Source organism: Castellaniella sp. WN, assembly GCF_054457555.1.
Genome location: NZ_JBTKZC010000001.1, coordinates 86817 through 101975 on the forward strand (window position 1 = coordinate 86817; position 15159 = coordinate 101975).

General features: G+C 68.8%; 13 protein-coding genes. 8 read left to right on the forward strand and 5 right to left on the reverse strand.

Annotation, left to right across the window (positions count from 1 at the left end):
• The first annotated feature begins 148 nt into the window (after positions 1–148).
• Together pdxR and ACTPOE_RS00400 are read left to right on the forward strand one after the other, a co-directional pair.
• Positions 149–1639, forward strand: coding sequence for a MocR-like pyridoxine biosynthesis transcription factor PdxR (pdxR, locus tag ACTPOE_RS00395; protein ID WP_458870141.1), 1491 nt, complete (start codon positions 149–151; stop codon positions 1637–1639).
• A gap of 55 nt (positions 1640–1694) precedes the next feature.
• Complete coding sequence (locus tag ACTPOE_RS00400; RefSeq protein ID WP_458870143.1) at positions 1695–3056, forward strand: aspartate aminotransferase family protein; 1362 nt, start codon at positions 1695–1697, stop codon at positions 3054–3056.
• On the opposite strand, the gene ACTPOE_RS00405 is transcribed toward ACTPOE_RS00400, so the two are convergent.
• Positions 3019–4008, reverse strand: coding sequence for a LysR substrate-binding domain-containing protein (locus ACTPOE_RS00405; protein WP_458870145.1), 990 nt, complete (start codon positions 4006–4008; stop codon positions 3019–3021). The genes ACTPOE_RS00400 and ACTPOE_RS00405 overlap by 38 nt on opposite strands.
• A gap of 117 nt (positions 4009–4125) precedes the next feature.
• On the opposite strand from ACTPOE_RS00405, the gene ACTPOE_RS00410 reads away from it, so the two are divergent.
• From ACTPOE_RS00410 to ACTPOE_RS00435, 6 genes are all read left to right on the forward strand, one after another.
• Positions 4126–5313, forward strand: coding sequence for an acyl-CoA dehydrogenase (locus ACTPOE_RS00410; RefSeq protein ID WP_458870147.1), 1188 nt, complete (start codon positions 4126–4128; stop codon positions 5311–5313).
• Positions 5314–5323: 10 nt separating this feature from the next.
• The gene (locus ACTPOE_RS00415) at positions 5324–6589 is read left to right on the forward strand and encodes a CaiB/BaiF CoA transferase family protein (RefSeq protein WP_458870149.1); all 1266 of its coding nucleotides are present in this window, start codon (positions 5324–5326) and stop codon (positions 6587–6589) included.
• Positions 6590–6830: 241 nt separating this feature from the next.
• Entirely contained in the window at positions 6831–7268 is a 438-nt protein-coding gene (locus ACTPOE_RS00420) for a PepSY domain-containing protein (protein ID WP_458870151.1), read from the forward strand.
• Between the two features lie 101 nt (positions 7269–7369).
• Positions 7370–7846 carry a DUF2271 domain-containing protein gene (locus ACTPOE_RS00425; RefSeq protein WP_458870153.1) on the forward strand — a complete coding sequence of 159 codons (477 nt, stop codon included), beginning with the start codon at positions 7370–7372 and terminating at the stop codon, positions 7844–7846.
• A 5-nt stretch (positions 7847–7851) separates the two neighbouring features.
• Positions 7852–10059, forward strand: a complete 2208-nt coding sequence (locus ACTPOE_RS00430; RefSeq protein WP_458870155.1) for a PepSY domain-containing protein — start codon at positions 7852–7854, stop codon at positions 10057–10059.
• Entirely contained in the window at positions 10040–11257 is a 1218-nt protein-coding gene (locus ACTPOE_RS00435; protein ID WP_458870157.1) for an FAD:protein FMN transferase, read from the forward strand. Before ACTPOE_RS00430 ends, ACTPOE_RS00435 begins: the two co-directional genes overlap by 20 nt.
• A gap of 173 nt (positions 11258–11430) precedes the next feature.
• Here ACTPOE_RS00435 and ACTPOE_RS00440 read toward each other — a convergent pair whose 3' ends face one another.
• Genes ACTPOE_RS00440 through ACTPOE_RS00455 form a run of 4 tightly spaced genes read right to left on the reverse strand, consistent with a single transcriptional unit; the run spans position 11431 to position 15124 of the window.
• A complete protein-coding gene (locus tag ACTPOE_RS00440) occupies positions 11431–12141 on the reverse strand; it encodes an ABC transporter ATP-binding protein (protein WP_458870159.1) in 711 nt (236 codons plus the stop codon).
• Between the two features lie 21 nt (positions 12142–12162).
• Positions 12163–13365 carry an ABC transporter permease gene (locus ACTPOE_RS00445; protein WP_458870161.1) on the reverse strand — a complete coding sequence of 401 codons (1203 nt, stop codon included), beginning with the start codon at positions 13363–13365 and terminating at the stop codon, positions 12163–12165.
• Positions 13362–14516 (reverse strand): efflux RND transporter periplasmic adaptor subunit, encoded by a 1155-nt coding sequence (locus ACTPOE_RS00450; protein ID WP_458870163.1) that lies wholly within the window; start codon positions 14514–14516, stop codon positions 13362–13364. The genes ACTPOE_RS00445 and ACTPOE_RS00450 overlap by 4 nt, the downstream gene beginning before the upstream one ends.
• Entirely contained in the window at positions 14513–15124 is a 612-nt protein-coding gene (locus ACTPOE_RS00455) for a TetR/AcrR family transcriptional regulator (RefSeq protein WP_458870165.1), read from the reverse strand. Before ACTPOE_RS00455 ends, ACTPOE_RS00450 begins: the two co-directional genes overlap by 4 nt.
• Positions 15125–15159 lie beyond the last annotated feature (35 nt).

The window sequence follows — 15159 nt, forward strand, 5'->3', positions numbered from 1 at the left end:
AAATTGGCGTATGGAGAAGGATGAATTGCCGTTGGGGGAACAGTCGTGTGACGGCTGGCCCGGGCTATTTCGCCGCGGATCAGTTTCACCTATACTATTGATATGGTTCTGTAATTAAACCATTTTAATTAATATTAATGGAGCCAATTTGGAGCCCTTTGTCCTTTCTGAGTGGCTGCAGCAGCACTTCGATCCCGCGGGAGATAGTCCTGCCTATCATCGTCTCTATGGCCTGATCAGTAGGGCCATTCTCGAAGGCCGCATGGCGGCGGGCGCGCGCCTGCCTTCCACCCGCGATTTGGCTGCGGACCTGGGCATTGCGCGCAATACCGTGCTTCAGGTCTATGATCAATTGACCGAAGAAGGCTACGTGCATGCCGGTGTGGGACGAGGCACTTATGTACAGGACATCAGCCAGGACCTGATCGAGGCGCCTCTGAACGGCGAGGTGACCGACGGTCACGCGCCGTCGGGGGCGGACCGGGGCCGGCACCTGTCTCGTCGCGGTAGTGTGTTATTGGCGCATTTGGGGTTTTCCAATCGCCAGTCCGGCGCTTTCATGCCCGGCATTCCGGATGTGCGCGAATTCCCTCTGAAAATCTGGTCGCGGATCCAGAACCGGCAGTGGCGCGAAGGCCCCTGGGATCTGATGCGCTATGCCCCTGCGGGCGGCTACGGTCCTTTGCGCCAGGCTCTGTCCGACTATCTCGGCAGTGTGCGCTCCGTACGCAGCACGGCCGCGCAGGTCATCATGACCACCGGCATCCACCAGGCCATCGATGTCACCGTCCGGTTGCTGTGCGATCCGGGCGATACGGTCTGGATCGAGGAACCGTCCTACTGGGGGGTACGCAACCTGCTGGCCTCCGCCGGATTGCAACTCGTGCCGGTCCGTGTAGACGACGAGGGCCTGTGGTTGAGCGAAGCCGAGCATTCCCGCCCCCCGCGCCTGATCGTGGTGGCTCCCTCGCACCAGTATCCCCTGGGCATGGTGATGAGCCTGGCGCGCCGGCGCATGCTGCTCGAATATGCGCGCCAGCATGCCTGCTGGATTCTGGAGGATGACTATGACAGCGAATTCCGCTATGGCAGCCGGCCCCTGCCGTCCCTGCAGGGCATGGACGAGGACGGGCGTGTGCTGTATGCCGGCAGTTTCAGCAAGACCCTGTGCCCTGGCCTGAGGGTCGGCTTTCTCGTGGTGCCCGAGGCGCTTGCCGGCGCCTTTGCCAATGCGGTCGCCGAACTCTACCGCGAGGGCAACATGATGACGCACTCGGTCCTGGCGGAATTCATCCGCGAAGACCATCTCGGGTCGCATATCCGCCGCGTCCGCCGTCGATATGCGGAACGGCGCGCCTGTCTGATCGAGGAAGTCCGCCGGCATTTCGGCGATACGCTGGAAATCGTGGGCGACGACGCGGGCCTCCATCTGATCCTGGCCTTGCCCGACGGCGTGGACGACGCCATGGTGGAACGGGATGCCTTGCAACAAGGCGTGGTGACCCGCCCGTTGAGCACCTATTACATGGAGCGGACGCATGCCCGGCCCGGCCTGCTGCTGGGCTACGCAGGAGCGACCCTCGACGAGATACGGCCGGCCTTCGATGCGCTGGCCCGCGTGATCCGCCGCTATGTCTGATGCATTGCCCGATCAATCGATTTTTTACGGATGGAACCCGAAGGAAACACCTGACATGACGACGAACGATACCCTGGCGCGCAGCGATGTCGCCTACCAATTGCATTCCTACACCAATGCGGTCCAGCATCAGGGCGTCGGCCCTTGCATCATGGATCGCGGCAACGGGATCCATGTGTACGACACCGGGGGCAAGGAATACATCGAGGGGATGTCGGGGCTGTGGAGCGTGGCGGTGGGCTTCAGCGAACCCCGGCTGGCCCGGGTGGCCTACGAGCAGATGCAGCGCCTGCCCTTCTATCACACCTTCAGCCACAAATCGAACGTGCCCTCGATCGAGCTGGCCGAAAAGCTGATCGGGCTGACGGGCGGGCGCATGGCGCGGGCCTTCTTCACCAATTCCGGGTCGGAGGCCAACGACACCATCGTCAAGATGGTCTGGTATTACAACAATGCCCTGGACCGTCCGGAGAAGAAAAAGATCATCGCCCGTCAGCGCGGGTATCACGGCGTGACGGTGGCCTCGGCCAGCCTGACGGGCCTGGCGGGCAATCACCGCGGCTTCGACCTGCCCCTGCCGCGCATCCTGCACGCGCGCTGCCCGCACTGGTACCGCGAGGGCCTGCCGGGCGAGACCGAGATTGCATTCGCCGACCGGCTGGCCGCCGAACTGGAGGCGCTGATCCTGGCGGAAGGCCCGGAGACGGTGGCGGCGTTCATCGGCGAGCCCGTCATGGGCGCGGGCGGGGTGATCGTGCCGCCCGAGACCTACTGGCCGAAGATGCAGGCGGTGTGCCGCAAGTACGACGTGCTGGTGATCGCCGACGAGGTGATCACCGGGTTTGGTCGCACGGGGCGGATGTTCGCCTCGGAGCTGTTCGGCATCGAGCCGGATTTCATGACCCTGTCCAAGCAGCTGACCTCGTCCTACCAGCCGCTGGCCGCGGTGCTGATGAACGAGCGGGTGGCCTCGGTGATCGCTCGCCACAGCGGCGAGCTGGGCACCTTCGGCCATGGCTACACGGCCAGCGGCCACCCGGTGGCGGCGGCGGTGGCGCTGGAGAACATCCGCATCATCGAGGAGCGCGGCCTGGTGGACAATGCCGCGGCGGCGGGCGCCGCGCTGCAGCGCCGGCTGCGGGAGCTGGCGGATCATCCGCTGGTGGGCGAGGTGCGGGGCGTGGGGCTGATCGCGGCGGTGGAGCTGGTGGCCGGCAAGGCGTCGCGCGCACCCTTCGATCCCGCGGGCAAGGCCGGCGCCCGGGTGGTGCGCCAGGCCCAGGACAATGGCCTGATCCTGCGCGGCATCCAGGACAGCGTGGCCTTCTGCCCGCCGCTGATCATCACCGAGGCGCAGGTCGGGACGCTGGCGGACCGCTTCACGCGGTCGCTGGAAGAGGCGGCGAAGGCGCTGTGAGATCCGGCGCCCGGACGATGGCGCTGGCCGCCGGGCCGTCGTCCGAGAGCGCGCCGCCATCGTCCGGCCTGGCATCGCCGCGTGCCTGCCCGGCCAGCCAGTCGCGGAAATGCGCCAGGGCGGGCAGGGTGGCCTTGCGCTCGGGGACGATCAGGTGAAAGGCCCGCTGCCCGGGGCCGCTGTGCGGGTTCAGCACGGCCAGGGCGCCGCCGGCCAGCTCCTGGCGGATCAGGAAGGGCGGGATCAGCGCCACGCCCAGCCCGTCGCTGGCCGCTTGGGACAGCATGGAAAACAATTCCAGCCGCATGCCCGCCATGGCGGCGGGCGCCGCGACGCCGGCCGAGGCGAACCATTCGCGCCAGGCGGTGGGCCGGGTGCTTTGCTGCAGCAGGGGCAGGGCGGCGATGCCGGCCGCGTCCAGCGGACCACGCGCCAGTTTCGGGCTGCAGACCGGGACGGGATTCTCGCGCATCAGGAAGTGGGCCCGGGTGCCGGGCCAGCGCGGGTCGCCCGAATAGATGGCGGCGTCGAACTCGGTGTCCTCGAACAGGAAGGGATGGGTGCGGGTGGACATGTTGACCTGCAGGCCCGGCCGCTCGGCGCGCAGCGCCGCCAGGCGCGGCAGCAGCCAGCGGGTGGCGAAGGTCGGCACCACGGCCAGCTCCAGCACGCCGCCGCCCTGGTGGGCCATGACGGCCTGGGTATCGCGTTCGAGCGCGTCCAGCTGCCGGCGCACCAGCCGGCTGTAGCGTTCGCCCGCGTCGGTCAGACGTACACCGCGGCGCGCGCGCTGGAACAGCGGCACGCCGACCAGGGCTTCCAGGCCGGCGACCTGGCGACAGACCGCGCCCTGGGTCAAGGACAGTTCCTGGGCGGCGCGGGTGAAGCTTTCGTGTCGTGCGGCGGCCTCGAAAGCCTGCAGGGCCTGGGTGCTGGGCAGACGTTTGCGCATGTACGGAGTGAGTGAAAGTCACTGATAACGCAGTTTATATCGTTTGTGCCCCATGAGATATCCCGTTAGGATGCGTGAATATCACTGATCCAGTTCCTTTCTTTTCGGAGATCCCCCATGTCCGCCTCCCGTCCCCAGTTCGAATGGCTCGATCCTCTGCTGCTGGACCGGCAGTTGAGCGACACCGAGCGCATGGTGCGCGATGCCGCCCGTGCCTACGCCCAGGGCAGCCTGTTGCCGCGCGTGCAGGAAGCCTTTCGCCATGAGAAGACCGACCCGGCGATTTTCCGCGAGATGGGTGACCTGGGCCTGCTGGGCGCCACGATTCCTGAACAGTACGGCGGCGCGGGCATGAATTACGTCTGCTACGGGCTGATCGCCCGCGAGGTCGAACGGGTGGATTCGGGCTACCGCTCGATGATGAGCGTGCAGAGCTCCCTGGTCATGGTGCCCATCAATGCCTTCGGCACCGACGCGCAAAAAGAAAAATACCTGCCGAAGCTGGCCTCGGGCGAATGGATCGGCTGCTTCGGCCTGACCGAGCCCGACCATGGCTCGGATCCGGGCTCCATGGCCACGCGGGCGAAGAAAGTGCCGGGCGGCTACAGCCTGACGGGGGCCAAGACCTGGATCACCAACAGCCCGATCGCCGACGTGTTCGTCGTCTGGGCCAAGGACGAGGCCGGCGACATCCGCGGCTTCATCCTGGAAAAAGGCTGGAAGGGCCTGTCGGCGCCCGCCATCCACGGCAAGGTCGGCCTGCGCGCCTCGATCACGGGCGAGATCGTGCTGGACGAGGTCTTCGTGCCGGAAGAGAATGCCTTCCCCGAGGTGCGTGGCCTGAAGGGGCCCTTCACCTGCCTGAATTCGGCGCGCTTCGGCATCGCCTGGGGCGCCCTGGGCGCGGCCGAGGCCTGCTACGAGACCGCGCGCCAGTACGTGCTGGATCGCAAGCAGTTCGGCCGCCCGCTGGCCGCCAACCAGCTGATCCAGAAGAAGCTGGCCGACATGCTGACCGAGATCACCCTGGGCCTGCAGGCGGTGCTGCGCGTCGGACGCCTGAAGGACGAGGGCCTGGCGCCGGTGGAAATCACCTCCATCATCAAGCGCAATTCCTGCGGCAAGGCGCTGGACATCGCCCGCACGGCGCGCGACATGCTGGGCGGCAACGGCATTTCCGACGAATTCTGCATCGCCCGGCACCTGGTCAACCTGGAGGTCGTCAACACCTACGAGGGTACGCACGACGTGCATGCCCTGATCCTGGGGCGGGCCATCACCGGCATCGCCGCCTTCGCCAACTGAGGGACGGGCCATGGCGCAAGAGACCTCCGGCCAGACCGGGCAGGGCGCCGCGTCCCGGGGCGCCTTGTCGCACATCCGTGTCCTGGACCTGTCGCGCATCCTCGCCGGACCCTGGGCCACGCAGATTCTGGGAGACCTGGGCGCGGACGTGATCAAGATCGAGCGTCCCGGCGAGGGCGACGACACGCGCGGCTGGGGCCCGCCGTGGATGCCCGACGCCCGAGGCGGCGAATCGCGCGTCGCGGCCTATTACCTGTGCGCCAACCGCAACAAGCGCTCGGTGACGGTGGACATGGCCACCCCGGAGGGACAGGATCTGATCCGCCGGCTCGTGCGCCAGTCCGACGTGCTGGTGGAAAACTTCAAGGCGGGCGGTCTGGCGCGCTACGGTCTGGACTACGACAGCCTGCATGCGATCAACCCGCGCCTGGTGTATTGCTCCATCACGGGCTTCGGGCAGACGGGGCCCTACGCGGCGCGAGCGGGCTACGATTTCCTGATTCAGGGCCTGGGCGGCCTGATGAGCGTCACCGGGCGGCCCGATGGCGAGCCGGGCGGCGGGCCGATGAAGGCCGGGGTGGCGCTGACCGACATCCTGACCGGCCTGTACGCGGCCAATGCCATCCAGGCCGCGCTGGCGGCGCGCGAGCACACGGGCGTCGGCCAGCACGTGGACATGGCGCTGCTGGACGTGCAGGTCGCCTGCCTGGCGAATCAGGCCATGAACTACCTGGCCACCGGCCGCAGCCCCGTGCGGCTGGGCAACGCGCATCCCAGCATCGTGCCGTACCAGGATTTTCCCACGGCCGACGGCCACATGATCCTGGCCATCGGCAATGACGGGCAGTTCGCCCGGTTCTGCGAGGAAGCCGGCCGGCCGGACTTGGCGCGGGACGCCCGTTTCTCCACCAACCGGGCCCGGGTGGAGCATCGCGATGCGCTGATTCCCATCCTGCGGCATCTGACCACGGCCCGCACCACGGCCGCCTGGGTCGCGGCGCTGGAATCCCGCGCCGTGCCCTGCGGCCCGATCAACGCCATGGAGCAGGTGTTCGACGACGTCCAGGTCCGCGCGCGCGGGTTGCGCATCGAGATGCCGCATCCGGAGACCGGCTCGGTGCCGCTGGTGGCCAGCCCGATCCGCCTGTCGGACACGCCCGTGGGGTACCGCCTGCCGCCGCCGCCCCTGGGGGCGCACACGGCCGACGTGCTGGGGGAAGTGCTGGGGCTGGCGCCGGCCGAAGTCGAGGCTCTGCGCGCGCGCGGCGTGGTCTGAGCACGCTTTCAGGCACAAGCCTCGCCCGCCGGGGCGAGGTCGAGCGAGGCCCCTTCACTCGTGGTCCTTCCCTCCTGTGGCCCCTTCGCCACGGCGCCCGCGCCGACGGGTTTGATCGGCGTCAAGGTCCGTGCGCATCGGGGAGCGGATCGCTCCCGCATTCATCTGGCGTCAATGTCTCTGTTTCTATGATGGAAGCATGGATGGCCGCCGCCCGGTGGCCGGATGAATGGGGGGCATCATGAGGAAATCCTGGAATACGCTCGGCGCTTGCCTGCTGGCCGTGTCGCTGGGCCTGGCCGCCGCGCCGGCTGCGGCCGGAGATGACTGCGACGTACCCATCGAGCGCTGGCAGACCCGCGAAGCCGTCACCCGGATGGCCCGCGAGAAGGGCTGGGACCTGAAGCGCATCAAGATCGACGACGGTTGCTACGAGGTCCGTGGCGAGGACGCTCAGGGCCGCGCCTTCAAGGCCACGCTCGATCCCGAGACGCTGGAAGTCGTGAAGATCAAGTATCGCGATCACGACGATCATGACCGCGACCGCCGCCGCGACCGGGACCGCGACCACCGCGATTCCCGCGGCGCCGCGCCGGGTGCCGCGCCGGGGTCCTCTCCGGCGGCCGCGGCGGGCAGGCCATCCCCGGCCGTGTCTGTCTCCGGCGCCCGGATCGAGTGACCCGACCCCGGGCGGCAAGCGCCGTGCGGCGCCCGCCCTCATGTGCGCCGGGCGAGTCCTTCCGGGCGGAGCTGGCCGAAACTTCCACAGGAGCATTGTCCATGAAGACCTTTTCGATCGCGGCCCTGCTGGCCGCCACCACACTGGCCGTTCCCGCCCTGGCGCAGGGCCGCGCGGTGACTGTGTCCACGACTCTGAAGAACTACGGCGGCGATGGCGCCTACCTGGCGGTCTACCTGACCGATGCCCAGGGCGCCTACGCGGGCACCCTGTGGGTGGCCGGCGGCAAGGCCAAGTACTACAAGCACCTGAGCGACTGGAACCGGCTGTCCGCCGGGGATGCGGCCCGGCTCGACGGCGTGACAGGCGCCAGCGTGGGCGAGGGCCGGACGTTGAAGGTGACCGCCGATCTGGCCGACGCCCTGTTCGACGCCGGCTACGAGATCCGCGTCGATGCCGCCGTCGAGGACATGCGCGACAGTCCGTCCGAAATCCGCGTTCCTCTGACCACGGCCGGTGCCGGCCAGTCCACCGCGGGGCGCCGTTTCATCCAGTCCTTTACCTATCGGGCGCAGTGATCATCATGCAATGGCGGCAGATCCATCGCTGGCTGGGCCTGTGGGCCGGGGGCCTGGCCCTGCTGGTCGGGGTCACCGGGCTGATCCTGGCCTTCTTCCCGGTACGCGACACCTGGCAGGCCGTTCAGGTCGAACCCGGCCTGCCGGTGGCGGTCCTGGCGCAGCGGGCGGCGGCCCGGGTTCCAGGGATCGAGGAAATCCGTCGCCTGCCGTCCGGGGAGATCGTCGCGTATTCCTTCGACGGCGGCCAGGCCCGCGCCAGCCGGATCGATCCGGCCAGCGGCCAGGTGCTGGGCGACTACAAGGCGTCCGCCGTCGAACGCTGGGTGCGCAACCTGCACCGCTCCTTCATGCTGGACGATCCGGGCCGCCTGGGCGCGGCCGGGGTCGCGCTGGCCATGCTGCTGCTGACGCTGTCCGGGACCCTGATGCTGGTCCGGCGTCAGGGCGGCTGGCGACATCTCGTGTCCGGCCGCATCCGCGGGACTCCGGCCCAGCGCATCCACGGGATCAGCGGCCGGGTCCTGGTGCTGGTCCTGGCCCTGTCCTCGCTGACCGCGCTCTACATGAGTGCGACGACCTTCAGCCTGATCCCGGCCGATTCGGATACGGACCCGGACGTCGTGTCCGCGCCCGGTGAACAGCCCGACCGGACAGCGGAGGCCCTGCCGCTTCTGCAGGCCCTGTCGGCCGACGGCCTGCGCAAGCTGAATTTCCCGGCGGCGGACGATCCGGAGGACGTCTGGATCATTTCCACCGATGCCGGCGACGGCTGGATCGACCGGCGCAGTGGCCACGTGCTGGCCTGGCGGCCGGCCCCCGCCGTCCGCGTCCTCTATGACTGGATCTACGCCCTGCACACCGGCCAGGGTCTGTGGGCCTGGGCGCTGGTCCTGGGCCTGGCCGGCCTGTGCATCCCGGTCTTCTGGGGTTCCGGGTTCCTGATCTGGCGGCAGGGCAGGGCCCAGGTGCCGCGCTTGGCGGACAACAGTCCGGCGCGGCGGGCCGACATGCTGATTTTCGTGGCCAGCGAGGGCGGCACGACCTGGGGTTTCGCCGAGGCGCTGCACGACGCCTTGACGCGCAACGGCCACGCGATCCATACCGCGCCGCTGGAACAGTTTCAGGCGCCCGGATCGGCCCGCCAGGTGTTCATCCTGGCGGCTTCCTACGGGGATGGCCAGGCCCCGGCGCATGCCGCCCGTGCGCTGGAGCGGATCGCCGGCCTGGCGGCCGGTGCCGTGCCGGTGACGGTGCTGGGCTTCGGCGACCGCCAGTTCCCGGCCTTCTGCGGCTATGCCGAAGCACTGGACCGGGCCCTGCGGGCCGCCGGATGGCCGCGGACCCTGCCGCTGGAATGCATCCACCAGCAGTCGGCGCAGCAGTTCGACCGCTGGGGGGCGGCCCTGTCCAGAGCGCTGGGCGAGGAACTGACGCTGAACTATGCACCGCGCATTCCGCCGACCTTTCCCCTGGAACTGGTGGAACGGCAGGATTATGCGGGCGCTGCCGGCCCGACCGCCATCCTGCGCCTGCGCTGGCAGGACAGCGGTCCTATGGCGCGGCTGCTGGGCCGGGGCATGCCGCGTTTCAAGGCGGGCGACCTGGTGGGCATCGTGCCGCCTGGCAGCCCGGTGCCCCGCTATTACTCACTGGCCTCGGGGTTTCGCGACGGCTTCCTGGAGATCTGCGTGCGGCGGATGCCCGACGGGGTCTGTTCCGGCTTCCTGCACGGCCTGAAGCCCGGCGACCACGTCCGGGTTTTCATCAAGCCCAATCCGGGCTTCACCCTGGATGCCTCGCGCCGTCCCGTCGTGCTGATCGGAGCGGGCACCGGCGTCGCCCCCCTGGCGGGCTTCATCCGCGACAACGCCCGCAAGACACCCATGTTCCTGTACTTCGGGGCGCGCAATCCGGACGAGGATTTCTATTTCGGCGCCGCCATCCGCCGCTGGCTGGACGAAGGGCGGCTGTCCGCGCTGCGCACGGCCTTTTCCAGGATCAAGGATGGCGGCGGCTACGTGCAGGACGCCCTGCGCCGCGACGCGGACCGCCTGCGGGCGCTGGTCGCCAAGGGCGCCGTGCTGCGGATCTGCGGCAGCAGGCCCATGGCGACGGGGGTCGCGGAGGCGCTGAACGAGATCCTGGGCCCGCTCGGCCTGGATGTGCATCGGCTGAGGGAAAGGGGGCGCTATGCCGAAGACGTATTCTGATCCGGCGGCCGTCGCGCCCGCCGTCCGTCCCGCTCCTGTGACCGGCGCGGCGCCGGCCGAGTCCACCCTGAGCGGCCCGACCATGGGCACGCGCTGGTCGGCCCGATACCAGGCGCCGCCGGACTTCGACCATGGGGCGCTGTCGCGCGACCTGGCCCAGGCCGTGGATGCGGTGGATGCGCAGATGTCGCCCTGGAAGCCGGACAGCGACCTGATGCGCTTGAACCGGGCCGAGACGGAGCGTTGGGTGGCGCTGCCGGCGGCTCTCTTCGAAGTGCTGGCGCGGGCGCTGGACATCGGCGCCCTGAGCGGCGGCGCCTATGACGCCGCCGTCGGCGACCTGGTCAACGCCTGGGGGTTCGGCGCAACGGCGGACACACCCGATCCGGCCGCCATCCGGCTTGCCGCCGCCGGCCATCGGCCGGCCCATCTCTGGCTGGACCTCGACCGGGAGCAGAACTGCGCGCGCAAGCGGGCGCCCCTGACCCTGGACCTGTGCGGAATCGCCAAGGGCTACGCCGTGGACCGGATGGCCCGGGTCATGGCCCGGCACGGCGTCGGCCATGCCCTGGTCGGCCTGGATGGCGAGTTGCGGGCCTGCGGCGCCCGGGCCGACGGCCGGCCATGGGCCGTGGCACTGGAAAGCCCCCGGGAAGGGCGACGCGCGGCGCACGGAGTGATCGAGCTGGCCGATCTTTCAGTGGCGACCTCGGGCAATTATCGCCGTTGGATCCGGGTCGGCGACGAACGCCTGGCGCATACCATGGATGCCCGCAGGGCATCGCCGGTGCGCAATCCGGTGGCATCCGTCACGGTGCTGGCGGACGCCTGCATGGATGCCGATGCCTGGGCTACGGCGCTGCTGGTGGCGGGGCCGGGCGAAGGGCCGGCACTGGCGCGGCGCATGGGGCTGGATGCCTTGTTCCTGCTGCGGAGCGAAGGCCGGCTGGTCGAGTTCGGGCTGGGCCGCTTCGCGCCCGGGGCCGGCGCCGGTCCGATCGATGCGGCCTGGGGGATGGATTCACCCTGGACGCGCCGGTTGCCGGCCTCGTCATCCGAAGACGTCGATCGCCTTGCGGATGACGACGAACAGGGTGGCCAGGAAGCCGATGCCCAGCAAAATGATGCCTGGGTTCCGGTCGCGGAAGCCGAAGCCGATGAACATCGCAATGATTCCCAGGATGAAGAGGACCAGTAGCAGGTTGCTGTGAAAGAACATGGCGTTGCGCTCGATGGGGGCTGATGGGAAGATCATAGGCAATTCGGGGCGCGCCGGTGTTGAGGCAGGACAATGACCCGCGCCGGATGCCGGTCGGTGCGCACGAACGCAGGCCGGCCCGCGTTTTCATGCGGGTCCGGTCCCGGCCGGGATCATTCGAATGGCCGGCCTTCGCCCGCTTCTTCGTGGGTGGTTCCGTCGCGGATGCGGTAGAGCCGCTTGAAGGTCGGGATGATCTTTTCGTCGTGCGTCACCACGATGATGGCCGTCCGGTATTGTCGCGCCATGTGGTGCAGGATGCGCACGACCGCCATGGCGCGTTCGCTGTCCAGCGGCGCCGTCGGTTCGTCGGCCAGGATGACCGGCGGCCGGTTGATCAGTCCACGTGCGATGGCGACCCGCTGCTGTTCGCCGCCGGACAATTGCGAAGGCATGGCATGCGCCCGGTGTCCGACCTCCAGCGAGGCCAGCGCTTCCAGCGCGCGGGCGCGGGCCTCGCGCTTGTCGGTGCCCGCCAGCATCGGCAGCAGGGCCACGTTGTCGGTAACGTCCAGGAACGGGATCAGATAGGGCGCCTGGAAGATGAAGCCGATCCGGTCGCGGCGCAGCGCCCGCAGATCCTTCACCCGCCAGCCGTCGTCGTAGATGACCTCGCCGCCCAATGTCATGCGCCCGCTGGTCGGGTCGATCACGGCCCCCAGGCATTTCAGCAGCGTGCTCTTGCCCGAACCCGACGGGCCGATCAGGCCCACGACCTCGCCGGGCGCGACCGACATATTGACGTTGCGCAGGGCCTGCACGGCCGTGTCGCCCTGGCCGTAGCATTTGCTCAGGCCTTCGATCAGGATGCCGGAATCTGTCATGGCGTTGAGTGCGAGCGGGCCCTAACCGATGGCGTTGGCGGGATCGACCCGCAGGGCGACGCGGATGGCCACCAGGCTGGCCAGGGAGCAGATCAGCAGGATGGCGGCCAGTCCCGCGATGGAATCCGCGGGTGTCAGCAGCACGTACTTGGGAAAGATGGGGGCGGAGAATGTCGCCGCGATCTTGCCCACCATGAAGCCGATCGATCCCAGGGCCAGGGCCTGCTGCAGAATCAGTCCGGCGATGGTGCGGTTGCGCGTGCCGATCAGCTTGAGCACGGCGATCTCGCGGATCTTGTCCATGGTCAGGGTATAGATGATGAAGGCCACGATGGCTGCGCTGACCAGGGCGAGAATGATCAGGAACATGCCGATCTGCCGCGCCGACGAGGCCACCAGCTTGTCCACCAGGATGGTTTCCATCTGGGCCCGTGTATAGGCGGACAGGCGCATCCAGCGCCGGATCCGGGCGGCGACTTCGTCGGCGTCCGCGCCAGGGGCCAGCGTCACCAGGACGGCGTTGACGAAGGGATTGGCCGCCTGGCTGTCGAGCACGGCCTGAAGGGCCGAATCGTTGCCGGGCCAGTTCAGTCCGGGATTGGCGGCGGTGCGCCGGCGGCTCTGCCGGATGGCGTCGTTGTCCTTCTGGAATTGCGCCTGCTGCGCGTCTTTCAGGGGGATGAAGACCATCGGATCTCCGCTGGAGGACACCGTGCGCCGGGTCTGGCCGACGATGGCATATTCGTGGCGGCGGATGGTGATCCGGTCGCCCGGGGCAAAGCCGGTCGCCACGTCCGCCACCGCTTCGTAGTGGCTCAGGACGATCTGGCGGCCGGCCACCAGGCTGGGCGGCCAGCCCGGGGTCGCGCCCGGAGCGCCCGGGGCCACGCCCACCACCATGATGCGGACGTCGCGGCCGAGATGGTGCGCCTGCATGGTCAGGTAGGTGACGTTGGCCGCCTGGTCCACGCCCTCCAGCCCCAGGATGCCGCGGTAGGCGTCGTCGGGCAGGCTGGAGTTCTCGGCGTAGGGCCCCTGGGTGTCTTTCTGCACGACCCACAGGTCGGCGCCGCTATTGTCCAGCAAGGCCCGCGCATCGGCCACCAGGCCCCGGTAGACGCCCGCCATGATCAGCGTGACGCCGATCAGCAGCCCCAGGCCGATGCCGGTGAACAGGAATTTCCCCCAGGCATGCAGGATGTCGCGTCCGGCCAGGTTGATCATGCCGCCGGCTCCGGGTGCGCCGGGCCGGTTTCGTGGACCCGGCTGCGGGCCGTCAGCGGACTGGCGCTATGGATGATGACGAGGTCGCCGGCCCGCAGCCCGTCCAGTACCTGGACCATGCCCCGGGCATCGGTGGCCCCGACGAGTATGGGAGCGAAGGCCGGCCGCCCGTCCTGGATACGCCAGACTCCGGGCCGCCCGTCCTGGTGGCGGATGGCGGCGTTGGAAACCACGGGCCCCGGCAGGGTGGCCGGCAGTTCCACCGTGATTTCGGCCAGCTCGCCCAGGGCGGGCGGCGGCACGGGCGGGGTATTGAAGGCGACCTTGGCCAGCAGTTCCTCGGTGATGGCGTCGGCAACCGGTTCGATGCGGGCGATCCGGCCTTGGACCGGCTCCAGCCCGCGGGATCGCAGCACGATCCGGACCGCCAGGCCTTTGACCAGGCCGGCGGGACCGGCCTGGTCGAAGCGCGTGTCGATCCATAGCGTGTCGGGCGCGATCACCTGGACGACGGCCTGCCCGGCCATCAGGGTCGTGCCCGGGTCCGCGTCGCGCGTGAGGACGAAACCGTCGATGGGCGAGATCAGCGCCAGATTGCGCCGTTGGGTCCGCAGCGCGGCCAGTTCGGCCTGCAGCCGCTCGATGTCCCGCGTGGAGGCCTCCAGGGCGGACTGCGCCAGCTTCAGTTCATGGCGCTTGTCGCTGGTGGTTTCCTCGCTGATGGCCGACGCTTTCAGCAGCGTTTCGTAGCGGCGCAGCTGGACCTGCGCCCGATCCTGGCGAATGCGGAATTCCTGTTCCAGGACGCGCGCGCGGGACAATGCTGCCGCCTGGGCCTGGATGCGGTCGTCGAGGTCCACGGGGTCCATTTCGCCCAGGACCTGGCCGGCCCGCACGGAATCGCCCACCTCCACGTCCAGCCGCAGCAGCCGCCCCGTCAGGGCCGGGCCGATCCGGTGGACCTGGCGGGCCTCGACCGTGCCGATGCCGAAGCGCACCGGATGAATGGAGGCCTCCTGGATCCGGGCTGTGGTGACCGGGATGCGGGCCAGCGGCCCGGATCGCAGGGCGACATACAGGAACAGCCCCAGCAGGGCCAGGGCCAGCGCGGCCAGCAGCGCGCGTTTCCTGTCGAAGGGCAGGGCCTTCATGGGCGGGTTCCGATGCCCTGGCGGAACAGGGAGAACAGGGTGGCCGCCTGACGCTTCATGCGCTGGATGTCGCCGGCCAGCATGGACTGGATCACCAGGCCCTGGATCATGCCCACGAACAGCACCGGCAGGGTGTCCAGGTCCAGCGTGTCCCGCAGTTCTCCCTGGTCGATCCCCAGGCGGGCATGCTCCAGCAGCCGTTCGCGATAGTGTTCCAGCATGGTCAGCACGCGGGTCTTCGCCGGTGTCGCCCGATCGTGCTGCAGTTCGGCAAACAGGATGCGCGGCACCCCCGGGTGGCCGGCGATGAAATCCACATGGGCCTGGAACATGGCCTCCAGCGCCGCCAGCGGGCCATCTGTCCGGGCGGTGGCCGCATCGATGCGCGCCAGCAGCTCTTCGCCGGTATAGGCCATCACAGCGTCCCAGATGGCTTCCTTGTTCGGGAAATGTCGGAACAGGGCGCCCTGGGTGAGCTGCATGTGCTGGGCGATGGCGGCCGTCGTGATGTCCGCCGGATTGCGGCTGGCGGCCAGTTCGATGACCGCCCGCACGGTGGCCGCCCGCCGTTCTTCCGCCGGCAGATGTTTCTGGGTGGGCTTTGGCATCCCGTCTCTCATGAAGAAAGTAACTGATTACTATC

Bases quoted from the DNA above. Each gene is read 5' to 3' on its own strand.
- ACTPOE_RS00400 (WP_458870143.1), top strand. From the start codon at position 1,695: ATGACGACGAACGATACCCTGGCGCGCAGCGATGTCGCCTACCAATTG.
- ACTPOE_RS00405 (WP_458870145.1), bottom strand. From the start codon at position 4,008: ATGCGCAAACGTCTGCCCAGCACCCAGGCCCTGCAGGCTTTCGAGGCC.
- ACTPOE_RS00410 (WP_458870147.1), top strand. From the start codon at position 4,126: ATGTCCGCCTCCCGTCCCCAGTTCGAATGGCTCGATCCTCTGCTGCTG.
- ACTPOE_RS00415 (WP_458870149.1), top strand. From the start codon at position 5,324: ATGGCGCAAGAGACCTCCGGCCAGACCGGGCAGGGCGCCGCGTCCCGG.
- ACTPOE_RS00420 (WP_458870151.1), top strand. From the start codon at position 6,831: ATGAGGAAATCCTGGAATACGCTCGGCGCTTGCCTGCTGGCCGTGTCG.
- ACTPOE_RS00425 (WP_458870153.1), top strand. From the start codon at position 7,370: ATGAAGACCTTTTCGATCGCGGCCCTGCTGGCCGCCACCACACTGGCC.
- ACTPOE_RS00430 (WP_458870155.1), top strand. From the start codon at position 7,852: ATGCAATGGCGGCAGATCCATCGCTGGCTGGGCCTGTGGGCCGGGGGC.
- ACTPOE_RS00435 (WP_458870157.1), top strand. From the start codon at position 10,040: ATGCCGAAGACGTATTCTGATCCGGCGGCCGTCGCGCCCGCCGTCCGT.
- ACTPOE_RS00440 (WP_458870159.1), bottom strand. From the start codon at position 12,141: ATGACAGATTCCGGCATCCTGATCGAAGGCCTGAGCAAATGCTACGGC.
- ACTPOE_RS00445 (WP_458870161.1), bottom strand. From the start codon at position 13,365: ATGATCAACCTGGCCGGACGCGACATCCTGCATGCCTGGGGGAAATTC.
- ACTPOE_RS00450 (WP_458870163.1), bottom strand. From the start codon at position 14,516: ATGAAGGCCCTGCCCTTCGACAGGAAACGCGCGCTGCTGGCCGCGCTG.
- ACTPOE_RS00455 (WP_458870165.1), bottom strand. From the start codon at position 15,124: ATGCCAAAGCCCACCCAGAAACATCTGCCGGCGGAAGAACGGCGGGCG.